This window comes from Pannonibacter indicus (genome assembly GCF_001418225.1).
Taxonomy (GTDB): Bacteria; Pseudomonadota; Alphaproteobacteria; order Rhizobiales; family Stappiaceae; genus Pannonibacter; species Pannonibacter indicus.
Window position 1 is genome coordinate 12,302 of record NZ_LIPT01000001.1, and the last position, 16,460, is coordinate 28,761.

General features: G+C 63.8%; 16 protein-coding genes. 8 read left to right on the plus strand and 8 right to left on the minus strand.

The features are described 5' to 3' along the window. Positions 1-51: 51 nt before the first annotated feature. Entirely contained in the window at positions 52-1,566 is a 1,515-nt protein-coding gene (locus tag ASC48_RS00075) for an aminotransferase-like domain-containing protein (protein ID WP_055453822.1), read from the plus strand. 55 nt (positions 1,567-1,621) lie between these two features. Here ASC48_RS00075 and ASC48_RS00080 read toward each other — a convergent pair whose 3' ends face one another. Beyond that, positions 1,622-2,986, minus strand: a complete 1,365-nt coding sequence (locus tag ASC48_RS00080; RefSeq protein ID WP_167345100.1) for a methyl-accepting chemotaxis protein — start codon at positions 2,984-2,986, stop codon at positions 1,622-1,624. A 331-nt stretch (positions 2,987-3,317) separates the two neighbouring features. On the opposite strand from ASC48_RS00080, the gene purL reads away from it, so the two are divergent. The 4 genes from purL (at position 3,318) to ASC48_RS00100 (ending at position 6,944) form a co-directional block, all read left to right on the plus strand. Further along, entirely contained in the window at positions 3,318-5,516 is a 2,199-nt protein-coding gene (gene purL, locus ASC48_RS00085) for a phosphoribosylformylglycinamidine synthase subunit PurL (protein WP_055453824.1), read from the plus strand. A 57-nt stretch (positions 5,517-5,573) separates the two neighbouring features. Next, positions 5,574-5,807, plus strand: a complete 234-nt coding sequence (locus tag ASC48_RS00090; RefSeq protein ID WP_055453825.1) for a BolA family protein — start codon at positions 5,574-5,576, stop codon at positions 5,805-5,807. A gap of 131 nt (positions 5,808-5,938) precedes the next feature. Then, positions 5,939-6,268, plus strand: a complete 330-nt coding sequence (gene grxD, locus ASC48_RS00095) for a Grx4 family monothiol glutaredoxin (RefSeq protein ID WP_019964614.1) — start codon at positions 5,939-5,941, stop codon at positions 6,266-6,268. 259 nt (positions 6,269-6,527) lie between these two features. After that, positions 6,528-6,944, plus strand: coding sequence for a hypothetical protein (locus ASC48_RS00100; RefSeq protein WP_055453826.1), 417 nt, complete (start codon positions 6,528-6,530; stop codon positions 6,942-6,944). A gap of 39 nt (positions 6,945-6,983) precedes the next feature. Here the strand turns inward: ASC48_RS00100 and ttcA are convergent, their stop codons facing one another. Continuing rightward, complete coding sequence (gene ttcA / locus ASC48_RS00105; RefSeq protein WP_141658854.1) at positions 6,984-7,913, minus strand: tRNA 2-thiocytidine(32) synthetase TtcA; 930 nt, start codon at positions 7,911-7,913, stop codon at positions 6,984-6,986. 297 nt (positions 7,914-8,210) lie between these two features. Here ttcA and ASC48_RS00110 point away from each other — a divergent pair, with 297 nt between their 5' ends. Beyond that, positions 8,211-8,936 carry a proteasome-type protease gene (locus ASC48_RS00110; protein WP_055453828.1) on the plus strand — a complete coding sequence of 242 codons (726 nt, stop codon included), beginning with the start codon at positions 8,211-8,213 and terminating at the stop codon, positions 8,934-8,936. Between the two features lie 173 nt (positions 8,937-9,109). Here ASC48_RS00110 and rpsD read toward each other — a convergent pair whose 3' ends face one another. The 3 genes from rpsD to ASC48_RS00125 all read right to left on the minus strand — a co-directional run bounded on the left by rpsD (position 9,110) and on the right by ASC48_RS00125 (position 11,613). Next, positions 9,110-9,727, minus strand: coding sequence for a 30S ribosomal protein S4 (gene rpsD, locus ASC48_RS00115; RefSeq protein ID WP_055453829.1), 618 nt, complete (start codon positions 9,725-9,727; stop codon positions 9,110-9,112). Between the two features lie 240 nt (positions 9,728-9,967). Further along, the gene (gene murI, locus ASC48_RS00120) at positions 9,968-10,756 is read right to left on the minus strand and encodes a glutamate racemase (protein WP_055453830.1); all 789 of its coding nucleotides are present in this window, start codon (positions 10,754-10,756) and stop codon (positions 9,968-9,970) included. After that, complete coding sequence (locus ASC48_RS00125; protein ID WP_055453831.1) at positions 10,753-11,613, minus strand: RNA methyltransferase; 861 nt, start codon at positions 11,611-11,613, stop codon at positions 10,753-10,755. Before ASC48_RS00125 ends, murI begins: the two co-directional genes overlap by 4 nt. Before the next feature lie 215 nt (positions 11,614-11,828). Here ASC48_RS00125 and pobA point away from each other — a divergent pair, with 215 nt between their 5' ends. Beyond that, positions 11,829-12,998: a 4-hydroxybenzoate 3-monooxygenase gene (pobA, locus tag ASC48_RS00130; protein WP_055453832.1), complete on the plus strand. Its 1,170-nt coding sequence runs from the start codon at positions 11,829-11,831 to the stop codon at positions 12,996-12,998. On the opposite strand, the gene ASC48_RS00135 is transcribed toward pobA, so the two are convergent. The 3 genes from ASC48_RS00135 to ASC48_RS00150 all read right to left on the minus strand — a co-directional run bounded on the left by ASC48_RS00135 (position 12,992) and on the right by ASC48_RS00150 (position 15,637). Then, on the minus strand, positions 12,992-13,912 hold the full coding sequence (locus ASC48_RS00135) for a helix-turn-helix domain-containing protein (RefSeq protein WP_208975472.1): 921 nt from the start codon (positions 13,910-13,912) through the stop codon (positions 12,992-12,994). The genes pobA and ASC48_RS00135 overlap by 7 nt on opposite strands. A 309-nt stretch (positions 13,913-14,221) precedes the next feature. Further along, positions 14,222-15,133 (minus strand): allantoinase PuuE, encoded by a 912-nt coding sequence (gene puuE / locus ASC48_RS00145; RefSeq protein WP_055453834.1) that lies wholly within the window; start codon positions 15,131-15,133, stop codon positions 14,222-14,224. Between the two features lie 108 nt (positions 15,134-15,241). Continuing rightward, a complete protein-coding gene (locus ASC48_RS00150; protein WP_072242479.1) occupies positions 15,242-15,637 on the minus strand; it encodes a hypothetical protein in 396 nt (131 codons plus the stop codon). A gap of 221 nt (positions 15,638-15,858) precedes the next feature. Here ASC48_RS00150 and ASC48_RS00155 point away from each other — a divergent pair, with 221 nt between their 5' ends. Further along, a complete protein-coding gene (locus tag ASC48_RS00155; protein ID WP_055453835.1) occupies positions 15,859-16,446 on the plus strand; it encodes a PadR family transcriptional regulator in 588 nt (195 codons plus the stop codon). The last annotated feature ends 14 nt before the right edge of the window (positions 16,447-16,460 follow it).

The following is a 16,460-nucleotide window of genomic DNA, read 5'->3' on the forward strand; positions in this document are numbered from 1 at the left end:
AATTCTGTATGAATTGACTCACTTTACAGTGCAAGCTATAGAATTGTCACCATGACAAATTGGCTCCCTGACTTCCTCCCGGGCAAAGGCCCGCTCTATGTCCGCCTTGCCCAACGCATCGCTGATGACATTATCTCCGGCGCCCTGCCTGCAGGAGCAAAGCTGCCGCCGCAGCGGGACCTCGCCTATGATCTGGGCGTCACCGTCGGCACGGTGGGCCGTGCCTATGGCATCCTGCGCGAGCGCGGTCTGGTCAGTGGCGAGGTGGGCCGCGGCACCTATGTGCTCGCAGGCGGCGCAGCACCGCAAGCCGCCAGCCCGGTGAACGGGGCCGCCTCCCCTGCCTTGTCTCATCCCCTTGAAGAAAAGCCGGTTGTCACGCCTGTCAGCGCGCCCGCCTGGACGCATCTGGCGATGGCCAGTCCTGACGCCAGCTTCGGCGGCACCCGTCACGCCGTTGCCCCAGCCGGTGCCTTGCGGCTGGACAGCACCTCCGCGCCGGAAGTCGGGCAGGCACAGGCGATCGAGCGGGTCATATCCGGAATAGCCCGCGAAATGCCGCATGAGATCGCCAGCTACACCCGGCTGGTTCCGGACAGCTGGCGGCTGGCCGGCCAGCAGTGGCTTGCCCGCTGCGGCTGGACGCCCGCATCAGAAACCATTGTTCCCACCACGGGCGCGCGTGGCGGACTGATGGCCATCATCAGCGCCACCACGATGCCCGGCGACCGGGTGGTCTTCGAGGAACTGACCTACAGTTCCATCGCAAGAGGCGTCACCCTGACCGGCCGGCAGCCGGTGGCCGTGGCGCGCGATGACGAAGGCCCAATTCCGGAGGATCTGGCCCGCCTTTGCGCCCAGCAGCATCCGCGTGCCATCTTCCTGATGCCGACCGTACACAATCCGACGCTGGGCCAGATGAGCCCGGCACGTCAGGCAGAGATCATCGCCATCGCCCGCGAGCACAATCTCTGGATCATCGAGGATGAGGTCTACGGCTCCCTGCATGCAGGCGGCATCCCGCCCTTCGCAGAGCTCGCCCCGGAGCGGACTTTCCATGTGGGCTCCCTGTCCAAGTCCGTCTCAGCCGGCATTCGCGGCGGCTGGATCGCCTCTCCGCCCAGTCACGCACAGCGGCTGTTCACGGCTCACAACATGCTGACCGGAGGCCTGTGCTTCCTGATGGCGGAACTCGCCGCCCGGCTCGTGCTCTCCGGCACTGCGGATGACTTACGGCAGCGAATCTTGCAGGAACTGGCCGCCCGGCATGAGATCACCCAGGGCCTTCTTGCCGGACAGACCTTCAACGCGTCTCCGCAAACACCCTTCATCTGGCTGAAGCTGCCGGAGCCCTGGATGTCCGGAACCTTCAAGACCGCCGCCGCCGCGCAAGGGGTGCTCGTGGATGACGAGGATGAGTTCAAGACAGGGCGCAGCGCCCGCGTCTATCACCGGGTCCGGCTCGGCACCAGCAACACCCACACGCGGGAAGAGCTGATCAAGGGCCTCGGCATCATCCGCGATCTTCTGCGCAATGCCAGCACCGGTTACGACAGCTTCGAATAAAATGAAGGCCCTCCCCTGAACGGGAGGGCCTTCCACAGAAGATCAGAGCAAAAGATCAGCGCGTGGCCCGCAACAGTGCGTCGATGCGGGACAGGACTTCGTCGGAGGCCCGCTCCATGGCAGCGATTTCAGCTTCGGCGCCCTTCATATCCCCCTTCGCATGCAGATCCGCAGCCTTCTTGCCGTGGGTATGCACAGCCTCATGCACCGGCAGAAGTTCCCTAAAGGCGGGATTGGCGCGAAGCGCCTTGTCGGACACCGCGTCATACCACTTGCCGAGACGGCACTGGTGATGATCCGAAAGCTCCGCACTCTTCAGGCTGTTGAGGCCAACGAGCATTTCCGAAAGCCGCTTCTTCCACAGCAGATGATCCGATTTGGCCCGGTGCAGCACGTAGTTGCGCACATTGCGCCCTTCGAGGCTCGCAAACTGGGTGTTGATCAGGGCTTCGGAACTGCCAACCGCCTTGATGACATCATCAGCAAAACGGCTTGCTGCCTGTGAATGGCTGGCAACGGCATGAATGCCTTCGGCAATCTCCCGCACCGCTTCGCTCTGCGCCTGCAACAGACCGGAGATGGCGTTCATGCGGGAACTGTTGGAGCCGACATGCCCCAGCACCGAGCCGATCTTCTCGGCGGCTTCTTCAGCCTGTTCCACGCTGGAGCCCACAAGGTCCTGCACCACCGAAACAGTGTCCAGAACCTCCGAGACATGCACTTGCAGCCGCTCGATACGGGCACGGATATCATCCGTGGCCTTCTGCGTCTGGCCGGAAAGCTGCTTCACTTCGCTGGCCACCACGGCAAAGCCCTTGCCGGCTTCACCCGCCCGCGCGGCTTCAATGGTGGCGTTCAGTGCCAGAAGGTTCGTCTGCTGGGCAAGGCCGTCAATGGTCGAGACAAACATGCCGATCTGCTCGGCGGCAGCGGCAAGCTGGCGGGCACACTCGCTCATGCGGTCAAAGGAATCGCCAATACGGCGGGATGACACGGCGGCGCTACGGGTGGCGGCTGCCCCGCCATCCAGCACGGAATGAGCCTCCTCCATCGAATAAGCCGCTTCGCTTGCCGTTGCTGCGATCTGCTCGATGGAGGCCGTCAGCTCATCAACGCCGCCGGAGATTGCCCGGGCGCGATTTTCCGTCTTCCTGATTTCGCCGGTGATACGTGCCGTCGCCGCCATTGCGCGGCTTGCCTGCAAGGAATAATCGACCGTCTGCTGCAGCTGCGTTTCATTCTCCCGGTCGAGAGCCATCTTCAACGAAGCGAGGGCGGAGACAACTTCAGCCGGCAAACTGCCGGTTCCCTGAAGCTCGAGGTGCCCTTCAACGGCACGCAATGCGCCCACAAGGGCTGCTACATCAAATTCTGGCTGCTTCACCGCAATGGCGGGCGCTGCAGACTTCAAGCCGAACATCATGCCCCTCCGAGGATATCTTCCTCGTAAGTATTGGCAAATGACTGAAGCAATCGTTAAATTTTACAGCTACTTGCATGCGTAAAAACCCAAGCGCGGCAGTCCCTGCCCGCCCGTGACGACGGCCGTTGCAGCGAAGGCAGAAGGGAGCCTGAGGATGGCCGCACGGCACGCATCAGCCTGCCCTGGGCGGCAAACAGATGCGGTTTCACGCTTCGGCCAAAATAGCCCCTGGAAACCGCGCAACAGTCTCCCATTCCTGCCGATGATCTGTTAAACCGGCCCCGAACATCATCCCCGGCACGACCCTGCCAGACGACTGCGGACGCCCATGATCCCCAACGACATCAAAATCACGCCAGATCTCGTCGCGGCCCACGGCCTGAAGCCCGACGAATACCAGCGCATTCTGGATCTGATCGGCCGCGAGCCGACCTTCACCGAACTCGGCATCTTCTCGGCCATGTGGAACGAGCATTGCTCCTACAAGTCCTCGAAGAAGTGGCTGAAGACCCTGCCCGTCACCGGCGAGCGCGTGGTGCAGGGCCCGGGCGAGAATGCCGGCGTCGTGGACATTGGCGATGACGACGTGATCGTCTTCAAGATGGAAAGCCACAACCACCCCTCCTACATCGAGCCCTACCAGGGTGCGGCGACGGGCGTGGGCGGCATCCTGCGTGACGTCTTCACCATGGGCGCACGCCCGGTGGCGGCCATGAATGCCTTGCGCTTCGGCGCGCCGGATCATCCGCGTACCCGCCACCTCGTCTCCGGCGTCGTTGCCGGCGTCGGCGGCTATGGCAATTCCTTCGGCGTGCCGACGGTGGGCGGCGAGGTGGAATTCCACCCGCGCTACAACGGCAACTGCCTCGTCAACGCCTTTGCCGCCGGCCTTGCCAAGAAGGACGGCATTTTCCTGTCCAAGGCCGAAGGTGTTGGCCTGCCCGTCGTCTATCTGGGTGCCAAGACCGGCCGCGATGGCGTCGGCGGCGCGACCATGGCCTCGGCCGAATTCGACGACACCATCGAGGAAAAGCGCCCGACCGTGCAGGTGGGTGACCCCTTCACCGAAAAGTGCCTTCTGGAAGCCTGCCTTGAGCTGATGGCCACCGGTGCCGTCATCGCCATCCAGGACATGGGCGCGGCCGGCCTCACCTGTTCCGCCGTCGAGATGGGCGCCAAGGGCGATCTCGGCATCGAGCTGGACCTCGACAAGGTGCCAGTGCGCGAAGAGCGCATGACCGCCTATGAGATGATGCTGTCGGAAAGCCAGGAGCGCATGCTCATGGTTCTGCGCCCCGAGAAGGAGCAGGAAGCCGCCGCCATCTTCCGCAAGTGGGGTCTGGACTTTGCCATCGTCGGCAAGACCACCGACACGCTGCGCTTCATCGTCAAGCATCAGGGCGAGGTCGTGGCCGACCTGCCGATCAAGGAGCTGGGTGACGAAGCCCCCGAATATGACCGCCCCTGGGTGGAGCCGGTAAAGCGCCCGCTGCTGGATGCAGCCAGCATTCCCGCCCCTGCCGATTACGCCGCTGCCCTGCTGCAGCTGGTGGGCGGACCCAATGGCTCGTCCCGCCGTTGGGTTTACGAGCAGTATGACACGCTGATTCAGGGCAACACTGCAGCCCGTCCGGGCGGCGATGCCGGTGTCATCCGCGTCAATGCCGCTGGCAAGGGCCTTGCCTTCTCCGCCGACGTGACGCCGCGCTACTGCGAGGCAGATCCCTTCGAGGGCGGCAAGCAGGCGGTAGCCGAAGTCTGGCGCAACCTGACAGCGACCGGCGCCGAGCCGCTGGCCGTGACTGACAACCTGAACTTCGGCAACCCCGAGAAGCCGGAAGTCATGGGCCAGTTTGTCTTCTGCATCAAAGGCATCGGCGAGGCCTGCCGCGCGCTGGACTTCCCGATCGTCTCAGGCAACGTCTCGCTCTACAACGAGACCCATGGCCAGGCGATCCTGCCGACCCCGGCCATTGCAGGCGTCGGCCTGCTGCCGGATGTGAATGTGCGCGCCTCTGCCGCCTTTGCAGAGGACGGTGACGTGATCTTCCTCATCGGCGGCACCGGCACGCATCTGGGCGCCTCGCAGTATCTCTACGAGGTGCTGGGCCGCGAGGAAGGCGCACCGCCGCCGGTGGATCTTGCTGCCGAGCGCCGCAACGGCGATCTGGTGCGCGGCTGGATCCGCGAGACCCGCGTTTCCGCCGTGCATGACATCTCCTCCGGCGGCCTTGCCGTGGCTCTCGCTGAAATGGCCATGTCCGGCAAGCGGGGCGCAAGGGTGAAGGTGGATGGCCCGGCGCATGCCGCCCTCTTCGGCGAGGATCAGGCCCGCTACGTGGTCACCGTCAAGGCCGATGAGGCCGATGGCCTCGAGGAAGATGCGCTGGACGCAGGCGTTGCCGTGGAGCGCCTTGGTGTGGTGGGCGGCAGTGAATTGACTGTCGAGGGTATCCTCACCATATCCGTTGCAAAGCTCAAGGAAGCACACGAGAATTGGTTCCCCAGCTTCATGGCGGCCGGCTGACCGCTGCCAGGAACCGCGACACGCGGATGGAACTTCAGAGGGAAGAGGACTGACCACATGCCGATGGACGCAAACGAGATCATCACCCTGATCAAGGCCGCCCTGCCCGACGCAACCGTCGAGGTGCGCGATCTGGCGGGCGACGGCGATCACTACGCCGCCAGCGTGGTCTCGGAATCCTTCCGCGGCAAGAGCCGCGTCCAGCAGCATCAGATGGTCTATCAGGCGCTGAAGGGCAACATGGGCGGCACGCTGCATGCCCTCGCCCTTCAAACAAGCGCCCCCGAGTGAGGAATGGATTGAGACTGAACCGGCGCGGACCAGCCGGTGCCGCAAGGCGCAGGCCCGCAGCTGAATTGTAAAACGCACAGGCCGGCCCAAGCCCGGCCCATCAGGGACAAGACTCCCGGAAGGACATGGCAATGAGCATCCAGGACTGGATCAAGAACGAAGTCGAGACGAACGATGTCGTGCTGTTCATGAAGGGCACGCCGAACTTCCCGCAGTGCGGCTTCTCCGGCCAGGTCGTTCAGATCCTCGACTACATCGGCGTGCCCTACAAGGGCATCAACGTGTTGGAAGATGCTGACCTGCGCCAGGGCATCAAGGACTTCACCAACTGGCCGACGATCCCGCAGCTCTACGTCAAGGGCGAATTCCTCGGCGGCTGCGACATCGTGCGCGAGATGTTCCAGAACCAGGAACTCCAGGCCGTCTTCACCGAAAAAGGCATCCCCACGACAGCCGCCTGATGCAATTGGCGTGAGTGCTTGAAAAGGCCGGAAGCGGTGGCGCTTCCGGCCTTTTTTGTTTGCGCATGTTCCCCGCCCCTCTTCCCTGAACCGCAGATGAACGGCGGGTTCCGGTGCGGTACAGGGGGGTTGGGGCAGTCTTCGGAACATGAGGCTGGCGAAGGGCCGGCCGGAGTGGAACGGGAATGGTACCATGGGGATGAAAGCGCTGAGACTGGCAGCACGGCAGGCACGGAGACAGATCGGCAGGACCGCCCGGATGCTGGCAAAGACATTGCCCCTGCCGCAGGCAGGCAAGGCAGCAAGGGGCGGCAAGGCGGTACAGGCGCTGCGTGCGGCGGCCGTGGTGCTGCCGCTGACGTTTGCGGCCGCTCTGGCGGCTGTGGTGCTGATGGGCAGCGGTTCCGGGCAGAAGGATGTGGAACTGGCCCGCATTGATTGCGCCCGGCTGGTCATCTTTGCCCCCGCAGGCAGGATCGATGCCCAGCAGGCCTGCAAGGCCCATGGCGGGCTCGCCGTGCAGGCCGGGGAACAGCCGGATGCCGGGCTCACCATCCTCATCCGCAACCAGCCGGCTGGCGGCTTTGAAGGGCGCGATGCTGTGCCCGGCCCGGACAGGAGCGAGTTTTCAGGCGCAGGTCAGACCCGTGCAGAGCTGTCAGCTTTCCGGGCCTGAGGCATACTGCCGGGCTGCACGTCTTGCCGGGAACTGCGGCTACTCAGCCGCGAAGAGATTGCGCGTCATGGCAAGGCCGGCGCCGCAGGGCTCTTCCGCGTCACGCGCTTCACCGCCGTTGTTCTCGCCGGGGCGCAGGGAGGCAAAGTCGAAGAGACTGCGGTCGAGGAGATGCGAAGGCCGGGTGTGGGCCAGCGCCCGCGCCATGACGCCGAGGCGGCCCGGAGAGGCGCGCTCCCAGTCCATCAGCATGCGCTTCACTTCCTCGCGCTGCAACCCATCCTGCGAGCCGCAGAGATTGCAGGGGATGATCGGGAACTGCATGCCGGCAGCAAACTTCGCCACATCGCTTTCGGCGCAATAGGCAAGCGGGCGCAGCACCATCAGGTCGCCCTCGTCATTGACCAGCTTCGGCGGCATGGAGGCAAGGCGCCCGCCGTGGAAGAGGTTCATGAAGAATGTTTCCAGAATGTCCTCACGGTGGTGGCCCAGCACGATGGCTTCGCAGCCCTGCTCCCGCGCGATACGGTAGAGAATGCCGCGGCGCAGGCGCGAGCACAGCGAGCAATAGGTCTTGTGCGCCGGGATCTTCGCCGTGACAATGGAGAAGGTGTCCTCGCGCACGATGATGTTCTCGATGCCGTTCTTTTCAAAGAAGGCGGGCAGGATCTCTGGCGGAAAGCCTGGCTGGGCCTGATCGAGATTGCAGGCCAGAAGATCCACCGGCAGCAGCCCGCGCCACTTCAGATCCATCAGCACGGCCAGCAGCGTGTAGCTGTCCTTGCCGCCGGAGAGGCACACCAGCCACTTCGGCCGCTTCACGGTGGCATCCGCAGGCACCATGCCGTAATCGTCAATGGCCTGGCGCACTTCGCGCAAGAGGCGCTTGCGCAGCTTCTTGAACTCCACCGTCGAAGGCGCGTTGCGCAGCATCACCGGGCAGCCGCTGTCATCCTCCGGCAGGTCCATCAGGGCTGCGGATGCAGCCGCATCGGCGGAGAGGCCCGCCTCGGGGCCGCTGGTCAGGTCGGTGGCACTCATCGTGGTGGTCCGGATTGCGAAAACTGGGCAAAAACTCGCGGGCCCTTGCGCATGCGGAACGCCGCCGCGCGCCCGGCCCTTCCCCTTAGACGGCAGAGCCGCCGCTTGTAAAGGGCTGCAAGGCCACAGGGCCAGCGAAACCCGTCCAGAAGCCGCATTTGGGCATGGGGCGCAAATGGGTTAGACAGGGAAAATGACAATCACTCGCGCGAGTCGGCTCCCCGCATGACCTATTGCCTCGGCATCCTGCTTCGCACCGGCCTGATCCTTGCGTCAGACTCCCGCACCAATGCGGGCGTCGACCAGATCGCCACCGTCTCCAAGATGTCCACCTTCGAGACACCGGGCGAGCGCATCATCACCGTGCTGTCGGCAGGCAATCTCGCCACCACGCAGGCAGTGATCTCGCAGCTGAAGCAGAGCTATGGCAGCGGCGACTTCCACCGGGACATGACCCAGTCGCTGACTCTGTTCGATGCGGCTCGGAAGGTAGGCGACACCCTGCGCGAGGTGCTGAACCGGGATGCCTCCTTCGTGAAGCCCTATGGCGATCCGGCCGCCTCCTTCCTTGTCGGCGGCCAGATCCGCGGCGAGGAGCCGCGCCTGTTCCAGGTCTATTCCGCCGGCAACTTCATGGAAGCCTCCGAGCGCACGCCCTTCCTGCAGATCGGTGAGACCAAATACGGCAAGCCGATCCTCGACCGGCTGCTGACGCTGGAAACGGACCCGGCAGAGGCCGCGAAGCTGGCCCTGCTCTCTTTCGACGCCACCATCCGCTCCAACCTGTCCGTCGGCCCGCCGATCGACCTGATGGTCTATGGCAAGGACAGCCTGACGGCAGAGCACCTGCACACCTTTGACGAGGATGACGCCTATCTCCTCACCCTGCGCCAGGCCTATGCCCAGGGCCTGCGCGACCTCGTGCGCGGATTGCCCGTACCAGAGGTGTGAGGCAAGAACGCCGCCTCACTCCCGGCGTAATGCACAGCCCGGCATCAAGCACTGGGGCGGCCCGGAATGCGCGGTAGACCTTGCGTAACGCCAGCATCGTGAGCGGCTATACCCCCAAGAATGCAAAAAGGCCGCCCCGGAGGGCGGCCTTTTCTCCAGCTGGGCTGGAAACCTTAGCGCGAATAGAATTCGACGATGAGGTTCGGTTCCATCTGCACCGGGTACGGCACTTCCGAGAAGGACGGCACGCGGGTGAAGGTGACGGTCATCTTGCTGTGATCAGCGGCCAGGTATTCCGGCACGTCACGCTCGCTCGACTGGGAAGCCTCGAGAACCATGGCGAGCTGCTTAGAGCGGTCACGGACCTCGATGACGTCGCCCGGGCGGCAACGGTAGCTGGCGATGGTGACGCGCTTGCCGTTGACCTTAACGTGGCCGTGATTGACGAACTGACGGGCAGCGAACACGGTCGGGACGAACTTGGCGCGGTAGACGATGGCGTCCAGGCGGCGCTCCAGCAGGCCGATCAGGTTCTCGGAGCTGTCGCCCTTCATGCGCGAAGCTTCGGTGTAAACCTTCTGGAACTGCTTTTCGGAGATGTTGCCGTAGTAGCCCTTGAGCTTCTGCTTGGCGCGCAGCTGCACGCCGAAGTCGGAGAGCTTGCCCTTGCGGCGCTGGCCGTGCTGGCCGGGGCCGTATTCACGCTTGTTGACCGGGCTCTTGGAGCGGCCCCAGATGTTCTCGCCCATGCGGCGATCAATCTTGTACTTTACGCTGTGGCGCTTCGACATCGCTGTTTCCTTGTGTCGGTTGGCTCATTTTATAAGGAAACGCGCCCTCCTTTACCCCGTTCGCAAGGAACAGGATCGACAGGGGTCCAGCTGAACGGCGCCGGCCGGAAAACCCCACGGGTGCGTGGACCGGCGAGGCAAAGCCCCGCACGGATCGCGGGTGCATAGACGAGGCAGGGGCGAATGTCAAATGCAGGCAGGCCATCTCAGCCGTTTTTGCGCGCAATCCTGCAGTTTTTCTTAAACCAGCAAGGATAGGCCAAAGCCCTGCATCAGGCGGCGGGTGGCAAAATCCGGCGTGTCTGACGTGAAAACCACCCGGTCTGGCCGGGAATCGGCGCGCAGCGCGTCTATCGCCGGCACAATGCGCCGCGCCTGCCGGGCAATCGCCTCCGCCGGATCAATCCAGTCCACCGGCCAGGGGGCAAGGCGGCGGAAGACATTGGCAAGGAAGGGGTAATGAGTACAGGCCAGCACGACGATATCCGTCCGCGCGCCTTCTCTTTCATAGAAGCAATCACGGATCTCGGCCGTCAGCGCCTCGTCATCAACGCCCTCGCCCCGGATATAGGCCTCCGCCATACTGGCAAGATTGACCGAGCCGACCAGCCGCACATGGCATTGGCTGGCAAAGGACTGGATGAGATCGCGCGTGTAGGCACGCTTCACCGTGCCGGGCGTGGCCAGCACGGAAACAAGACCCGAGCGGGTGCGTTCCGCCGCCGGTTTGATGGCAGGCACCGTGCCAACGAATTTCATGTGCGGGAAGGCGGCGCGCAGATCCGCCCCGGCAAGGGTGAAAGCCGTGTTGCAGGCCACAACCGCCACTTCCGGGTCGAACCGGTGCAGGAGATCGCGGAACAGGGAGATGAGCCGTGCCTTGAGCGCCTCCTCCTCCCAGCCGCCATAGGGAAAGCCTGCATCATCGGCCACATAGACAAAGCTGCGCTCGGGCATCAATACCCGCGCCTCGCGCAGCACCGTGAGCCCGCCTATGCCAGAGTCAAAGACGAGCACCGGTTTTGTCATTCGTGGTCATCCTCTCGCGCAGCCTCTTCGCCCGCACCGTCCTCACTGACACGGCGGGCGCCATCCGGCTGGTCCTTGCGCGGCCGTGTGGGCCGGCCTTCCAATGCCGCGATGATGCCGCGAAGCGTCTTCACTTCCTGGTCGGTCAGCGTGGCCTTCTGGAAGATATTGCGGATATTGCGGACAATGTGTGGCCGCCGCTCGACGGGACGGAAAAAGGACACCCGGTCCAGCGCCCCTTCCAGATGCTCGAACAGGCGCAGGATATCGTCCTTGGCCGCAGGCGGGTTGGCTTCCACATCAAGCCCGAAGGGCAGCGCACCGGCAGTCGCCGTCTTGCGCCACTCATAGGCGCAGACCAGCACCGCCTGGGCGATGTTGAGCGAGGCAAAATTGGGATCGACCGGCAGCGTCAGGATTTCGTCTGCCAGCGCCACTTCCTCGTTGTTGAGGCCCCAGCGCTCGCGCCCGAAGAGATAGCCCGTGGCCATGCCCTTGGCGCCCAGCGGCACGACCCGGGCTGCCGCTTCATCCGGCCCGCGCACGGGCTTGGCGACTTCGCGCGAGCGGGCGGTGGTGGCGTAAACAAAGGTGAGATCGGCAATCGCCGCCTCCACGCTGTCGAACACCTGCACCGTGTCGATGACATGGTCAGCGCGGGAGGCCGCGGCGCGGGCCTTCTCGCTCGGCCAGCCGTCACGCGGGTTGACGATGCGCAGGTCGGTCAGGCCGAAGTTGGCCATGGCACGGGCAGCCGTGCCGATGTTCTCGCCAAGCTGCGGCTCACACAGGATGACGGCCGGCGGGCGCACGTCCACGCTCAGGGCTTCATCGCGGATATTTGCGTTTCTGGTCATGGGCCGGGGATTTAGCGGAAAGCAGCGGCAAATTCCAGCGCCAGCAGCAGCCTGGACGCCCCTTGCTGCCAAATTGTCCAACTGATTGCGGCGGATCGTCCATTCAAGCGGGAGGGCAGCGCAGCCATCATGGTCCCAAGAGGACGGGCAAGGCCGTTTCCCTCACCGGGGAAGCGCGGGAGATCCCGTCCGCATGAGAAATGAGGAGGAACTCCATGCGCACCCAGGTCGTCATCATTGGCGCGGGCCCATCCGGCCTGCTGCTGTCCCAGCTTCTGCATCTGTCCGGCATCGATTGCCTCGTGCTGGAGCGCAAGAGCCCCGATTACGTGCTCTCGCGCATCCGCGCCGGGGTGCTGGAACAGGGCATGGTTCACATGCTGGAAAAGGCAGGCGTGGCAGCGCGCATGCACAAGGAAGGCCTGCCGCATGACGGCTTCACGCTCTCGGTCGGCGAGACGCGCCTGCGCATGGACCTCAAGGGTCTGACCGGCACGCCGGTGATGGTCTATGGCCAGACGGAAGTGACCCGCGACCTGATGGAGGCCCATTCGGCCCGGGGCGCGCAGGTGATCTATGACGCCGAAGACGTGACGCCGCTCGACTTCGATACGGATCATCCCCGCGTCACCTGGAAGAAGGACGGGGTGACACACGAGATCGCCTGCGACTTCATCTGCGGCTGCGATGGCTATCATGGTGTGGCGCGGGCGAGCGTGCCGGAAAAATCCATCACAACATATGAAAAGATCTACCCCTTTGGCTGGCTTGGCATTCTCTCGCATGTACCGCCCTGCGACCATGAGCTGATCTATTCCAACCACCCGCGTGGTTTCGCCCTCGCCTCCATGCGTTCGCACACCCTCAGCCGCTACTATGTGCAGGTGCCGCTGGATGCGCCGCTGGAGGAATGGCCGGACACGCGGATCTGGGACGAGCTGAAGCTGCGCCTCGGCGAGGAAGCCGCCGCCAACATGAAAACCGGCCCCTCGATCGAGAAGAGCATTGCCCCGCTGCGCAGCTTCGTCGCCGAGCCGCTGCGCTTCGGCCGGCTGTTCCTGGCCGGTGACGCAGGACACATCGTGCCGCCGACCGGCGCCAAGGGGCTGAACCTTGCCGCTTCGGACATCCACTACCTGTCCTCCGGCCTCATCGAATATTACGGCGAGAAGTCCAGCGCAGGCATCGATGCCTATTCGGCCAAGGCGCTGGCACGCATCTGGAAGGCGGAACGCTTCTCCTGGTGGATGACCACCCTGCTGCACCAGTTCCCGGAACTGGGCGCCTTCAACGCCCGCATCCAGCAGGCCGACATGGATTATCTGGCCAGCTCCAAAGCCGCCCAGACCAGCCTTGCTGAAAACTACGTGGGACTGCCTTACTGAGACGGCTCCTGCCGGGCAGCATCGGAAAGGGGGCTGTCCGGCGCGCCGCTGCTCATGTGGCGGGCGCGGAAGTCGGCGGGGGCTTCGCCGGTTTCCTTGCGAAACACGCGGGAGAAATAAGCCGGGTCTTCAAAGCCGAGGTCATAGGCCACCTGCGAGACGGAAAGCCCCGAGAAGGCCAGAAGACGCTTTGCCTCCAGAATGAGCCGGTCACGCACATTCTGCGCCACGGTGCGGCCCGTAAACAGGCGGCAATAGCGGTTGAGCCGCTGCACCGTCAGCCCCATCTCCGCCGCATAGGCCTCCGCCCCCTGCCCGCTGCGGAACATGTCTTCCACCAGTTGCCGGAAACGGAACAGGGAGAAGCCGGGCGGCCTGCCGGTAGAGCCTGCCATCTCTCCGGGAAAGACGATCAGCAGGCTGAGCGCCACCAGCGGCCGGAAGAAGGCCCGACGCCGCGCGCCTTCGTCAAACTCCCGCGCCATCTCGCCGAAATAGAAGGATAGCCGCGTCTCATGCCCTTGCGGATGCAGCAAGGTGTTGCCAGCCGAGGTCAGCGCCGCCCGCTCCGCATCGCTGCGGCTTTCGCCACCCGCCACCAGATAGTCGGGCGTGAAGGAAACCACATAGCCTTCCGTTTCCGGTGAAAAGCTCCAGCCATGCAGCACGCCCGGCGGGGTGAAGGCAATGCCGCCCGCCCGGATCTCCCGCTCCCCGTCCGCCTCGATCAGCCGCCCGCCGCCCTTCGAGATATGGAGGATCTGCGCCAGATGCTGATGGGCATGCAGTTCCAGTTGCCAGCCCAGCGCCAGCGACCGCGCCCGGATCGTTTCAATGTGAAAGAAATCAAATTCGGAAGCCCCTTCCGTCTCACCATACAGGTGATAACGCGGCAGGGATGCAGCGGCGCTCATGGGGCGAGGCCTGCGCTGCAAATGACCGCAGCGCCCCTCTCCCCCTTGCAGGCAGTGTCTGCAACGGACTGCCAGTCAGGCTCCAGCCCCTCTCCCCCCTTGAGGGGGAGATGCCCCCTCAAGGGGGGAGAGGGGCGCTGCGGCAAAGCGAAGGCCCAATCCTTCTCCGTGCGTCCAAAGTGAACAGTGCCCCGCTGGAGGGGAGCTGAAGCGCCGTACCATGCGAACGAGCCAGCATTCTCCCAACAGGTCAATCCGCCGCTCATCCTGTCCTGCCCGCTCCCCATCACACCCCTCCCCGGCTGCCATTCAGCCTGCCGCGTGGTGGGCGTGCCAGTGCCATGCGATGTCGATACGCCGGGCGAGCCAGACCTTTTCATGTGATGCGACATAATCGAGGAAGCGCGCCAGAGCCGCAGCGCGTCCGGGCCGCCCAACGAGACGGCAGTGCAGACCGATGTTCATCATCTTCGGGCTGCCCGCCTCGCCTTCGGCATAGAGTGTGTCGAAACTGTCCTTCAGATAGGCAAAGAACTGATCGCCCGAGTTGAAGCCCTGAGGCGTCGCAAAGCGCATGTCGTTGGCGTCCAGAGTATAGGGGATCACCAGATGCGGGCCGGAGGGACCTTCCACCCAATAGGGCAGATCGTCCGCGTAACTGTCGCTGTCATAGAGGAAACCGCCCTCCTCCATCACCAGCTTGCGGGTGTTCATGGAACAGCGGCCGGTGTACCAGCCGAGCGGACGGGAGCCGGTGACCTCTTCATGCAGGCGGATGGCCTCCTGCATGTGCGCCCGCTCTTCCTCTTCGGCCATGTCGGCATATTCGATCCACTTGAGCCCGTGTGAGGCGATTTCCCAGTCGGCCTCCTTCATGGCCGCCACCACATCCGGATTGCGGGCGAGCGCGGTGGCAACACCATAGACGGTGACGGGGATGTTGCGGCTGGTGAACATGCGCCACAGGCGCCAGAAGCCGGCACGCGAGCCGTATTCGTAGATGGATTCCATGTTCCAGTGGCGCTGGCCGGGCCAGGCCTGCGCGCCGACGATTTCCGACAGGAAGGCTTCGGACGCGGCATCCCCGTGCAGGATGTTGTTCTCCCCGCCCTCCTCGTAATTGATCACGAACTGAACCGCCACATTGGCCTCGCCGGGCCATTGCGGATCGGGAATCTGGCGGCCATAGCCAACGAGATCACGCGGGTAGGATGCGTCCATGCGCCTTCAAATCCTTTTGCAAATCAACTCGCAAACAGGATCCATGGAAGCCGGAACAGGCCGCTTTGGCAAGCCGTGTTCTGACGGCAGGCACTGCAAAGAGATTAATCAGCCGCGCCGCACCGTCCGCTGCGGGGTGGAGTGCACCGGGACAGGGATCAGCACCGGCTCGCCCGGCAGTCCCCGGCAGGCCCGTTCGCGGCGGCCACGGCCGCTGTCATTCCCGCCATCGCGCGGCAGCATCATGACGGCCGTTCCCATCGCGGCTGAGCCCAGCGTGATGATAAAGCCGAAGGCGAGCAGGATCACCGGCACCGCCGGATCACTGGCATTGGCGACCAGATCATAGAGCCCGCCCGCGTTGGAGGCAAAAAGACCACCCACCACCACAAGCGCCACAACAGAGCCGGACAGAGCATTCACCGCCAGAAGCCGCAGCAGCGGATTTTCGGGCAGAAACCTGGCTCTGCGAAGATTGAGGCGCAGACGGGACAGAATGGGCATGAACGGAGCCTCCTCACGCGGCGAAGCAGTTTCGCCATATTGAAACAATGCCCCTCCCAGCCCTGGCAATCAATCCTCCAAAAGGCGGCAAAACGTCTCTTTGAATTTTACCTTTCCGCCCTCTTAAAGTTCGTTTCGTGAACTCTATATACTCAATCGATATATATCGGTATGATACATCGAAAGCCCGTCTCAGGGCCTGATGTCAGGGACCCATCCAGATGAGTGTACGCCGCCTCTGCCTTGCCATGCTCTCGGCGGGAGATGCCACTGGATACGAGATCCGCAAGGAATCGACCTCCGGCTGTTTCAGCTATTTTGAAGATGCAAGCTACGGGTCGATCTATCCGGCCCTGGCCAAGCTGGAAGCGGACGGTCTCGTCACCATGCGGGAGGAAAAGCTGCCCGGCAAACCAGCCCGCAAGGTCTACAGCATCACGCAGGCCGGGCGTGCCGCCTTGCTGGACATGCTGCAGGAGGAGCTGCCGCCCGACATTTTCCGCTCTCCGTTCCTTCTGGTGGCCATGTGCGCAAAGCAGGCCGGCGGAGCCGCCATACGCAGGGCACTGGACCAGCAGATCGAGCAGACACGCCTCAAGCTCAATCAGCTGAGCGAGCTGAGGTCCCGGGTGCCGGATACAGCCGCAAACAAGGGCATGCTCTGGAGCATCGGCTACGGCATCGACTGCATGACCCGGAAAATTGAATATCTGGAGGCCAACCGCACAGAGCTGGAGACCATCGCTGATGGCGAGGCCGTGCAGGAAACAAGCCCTCCAGTCATCCAGACACCGCTGGCTGCCGAATAAGCAGGCCCTGACCA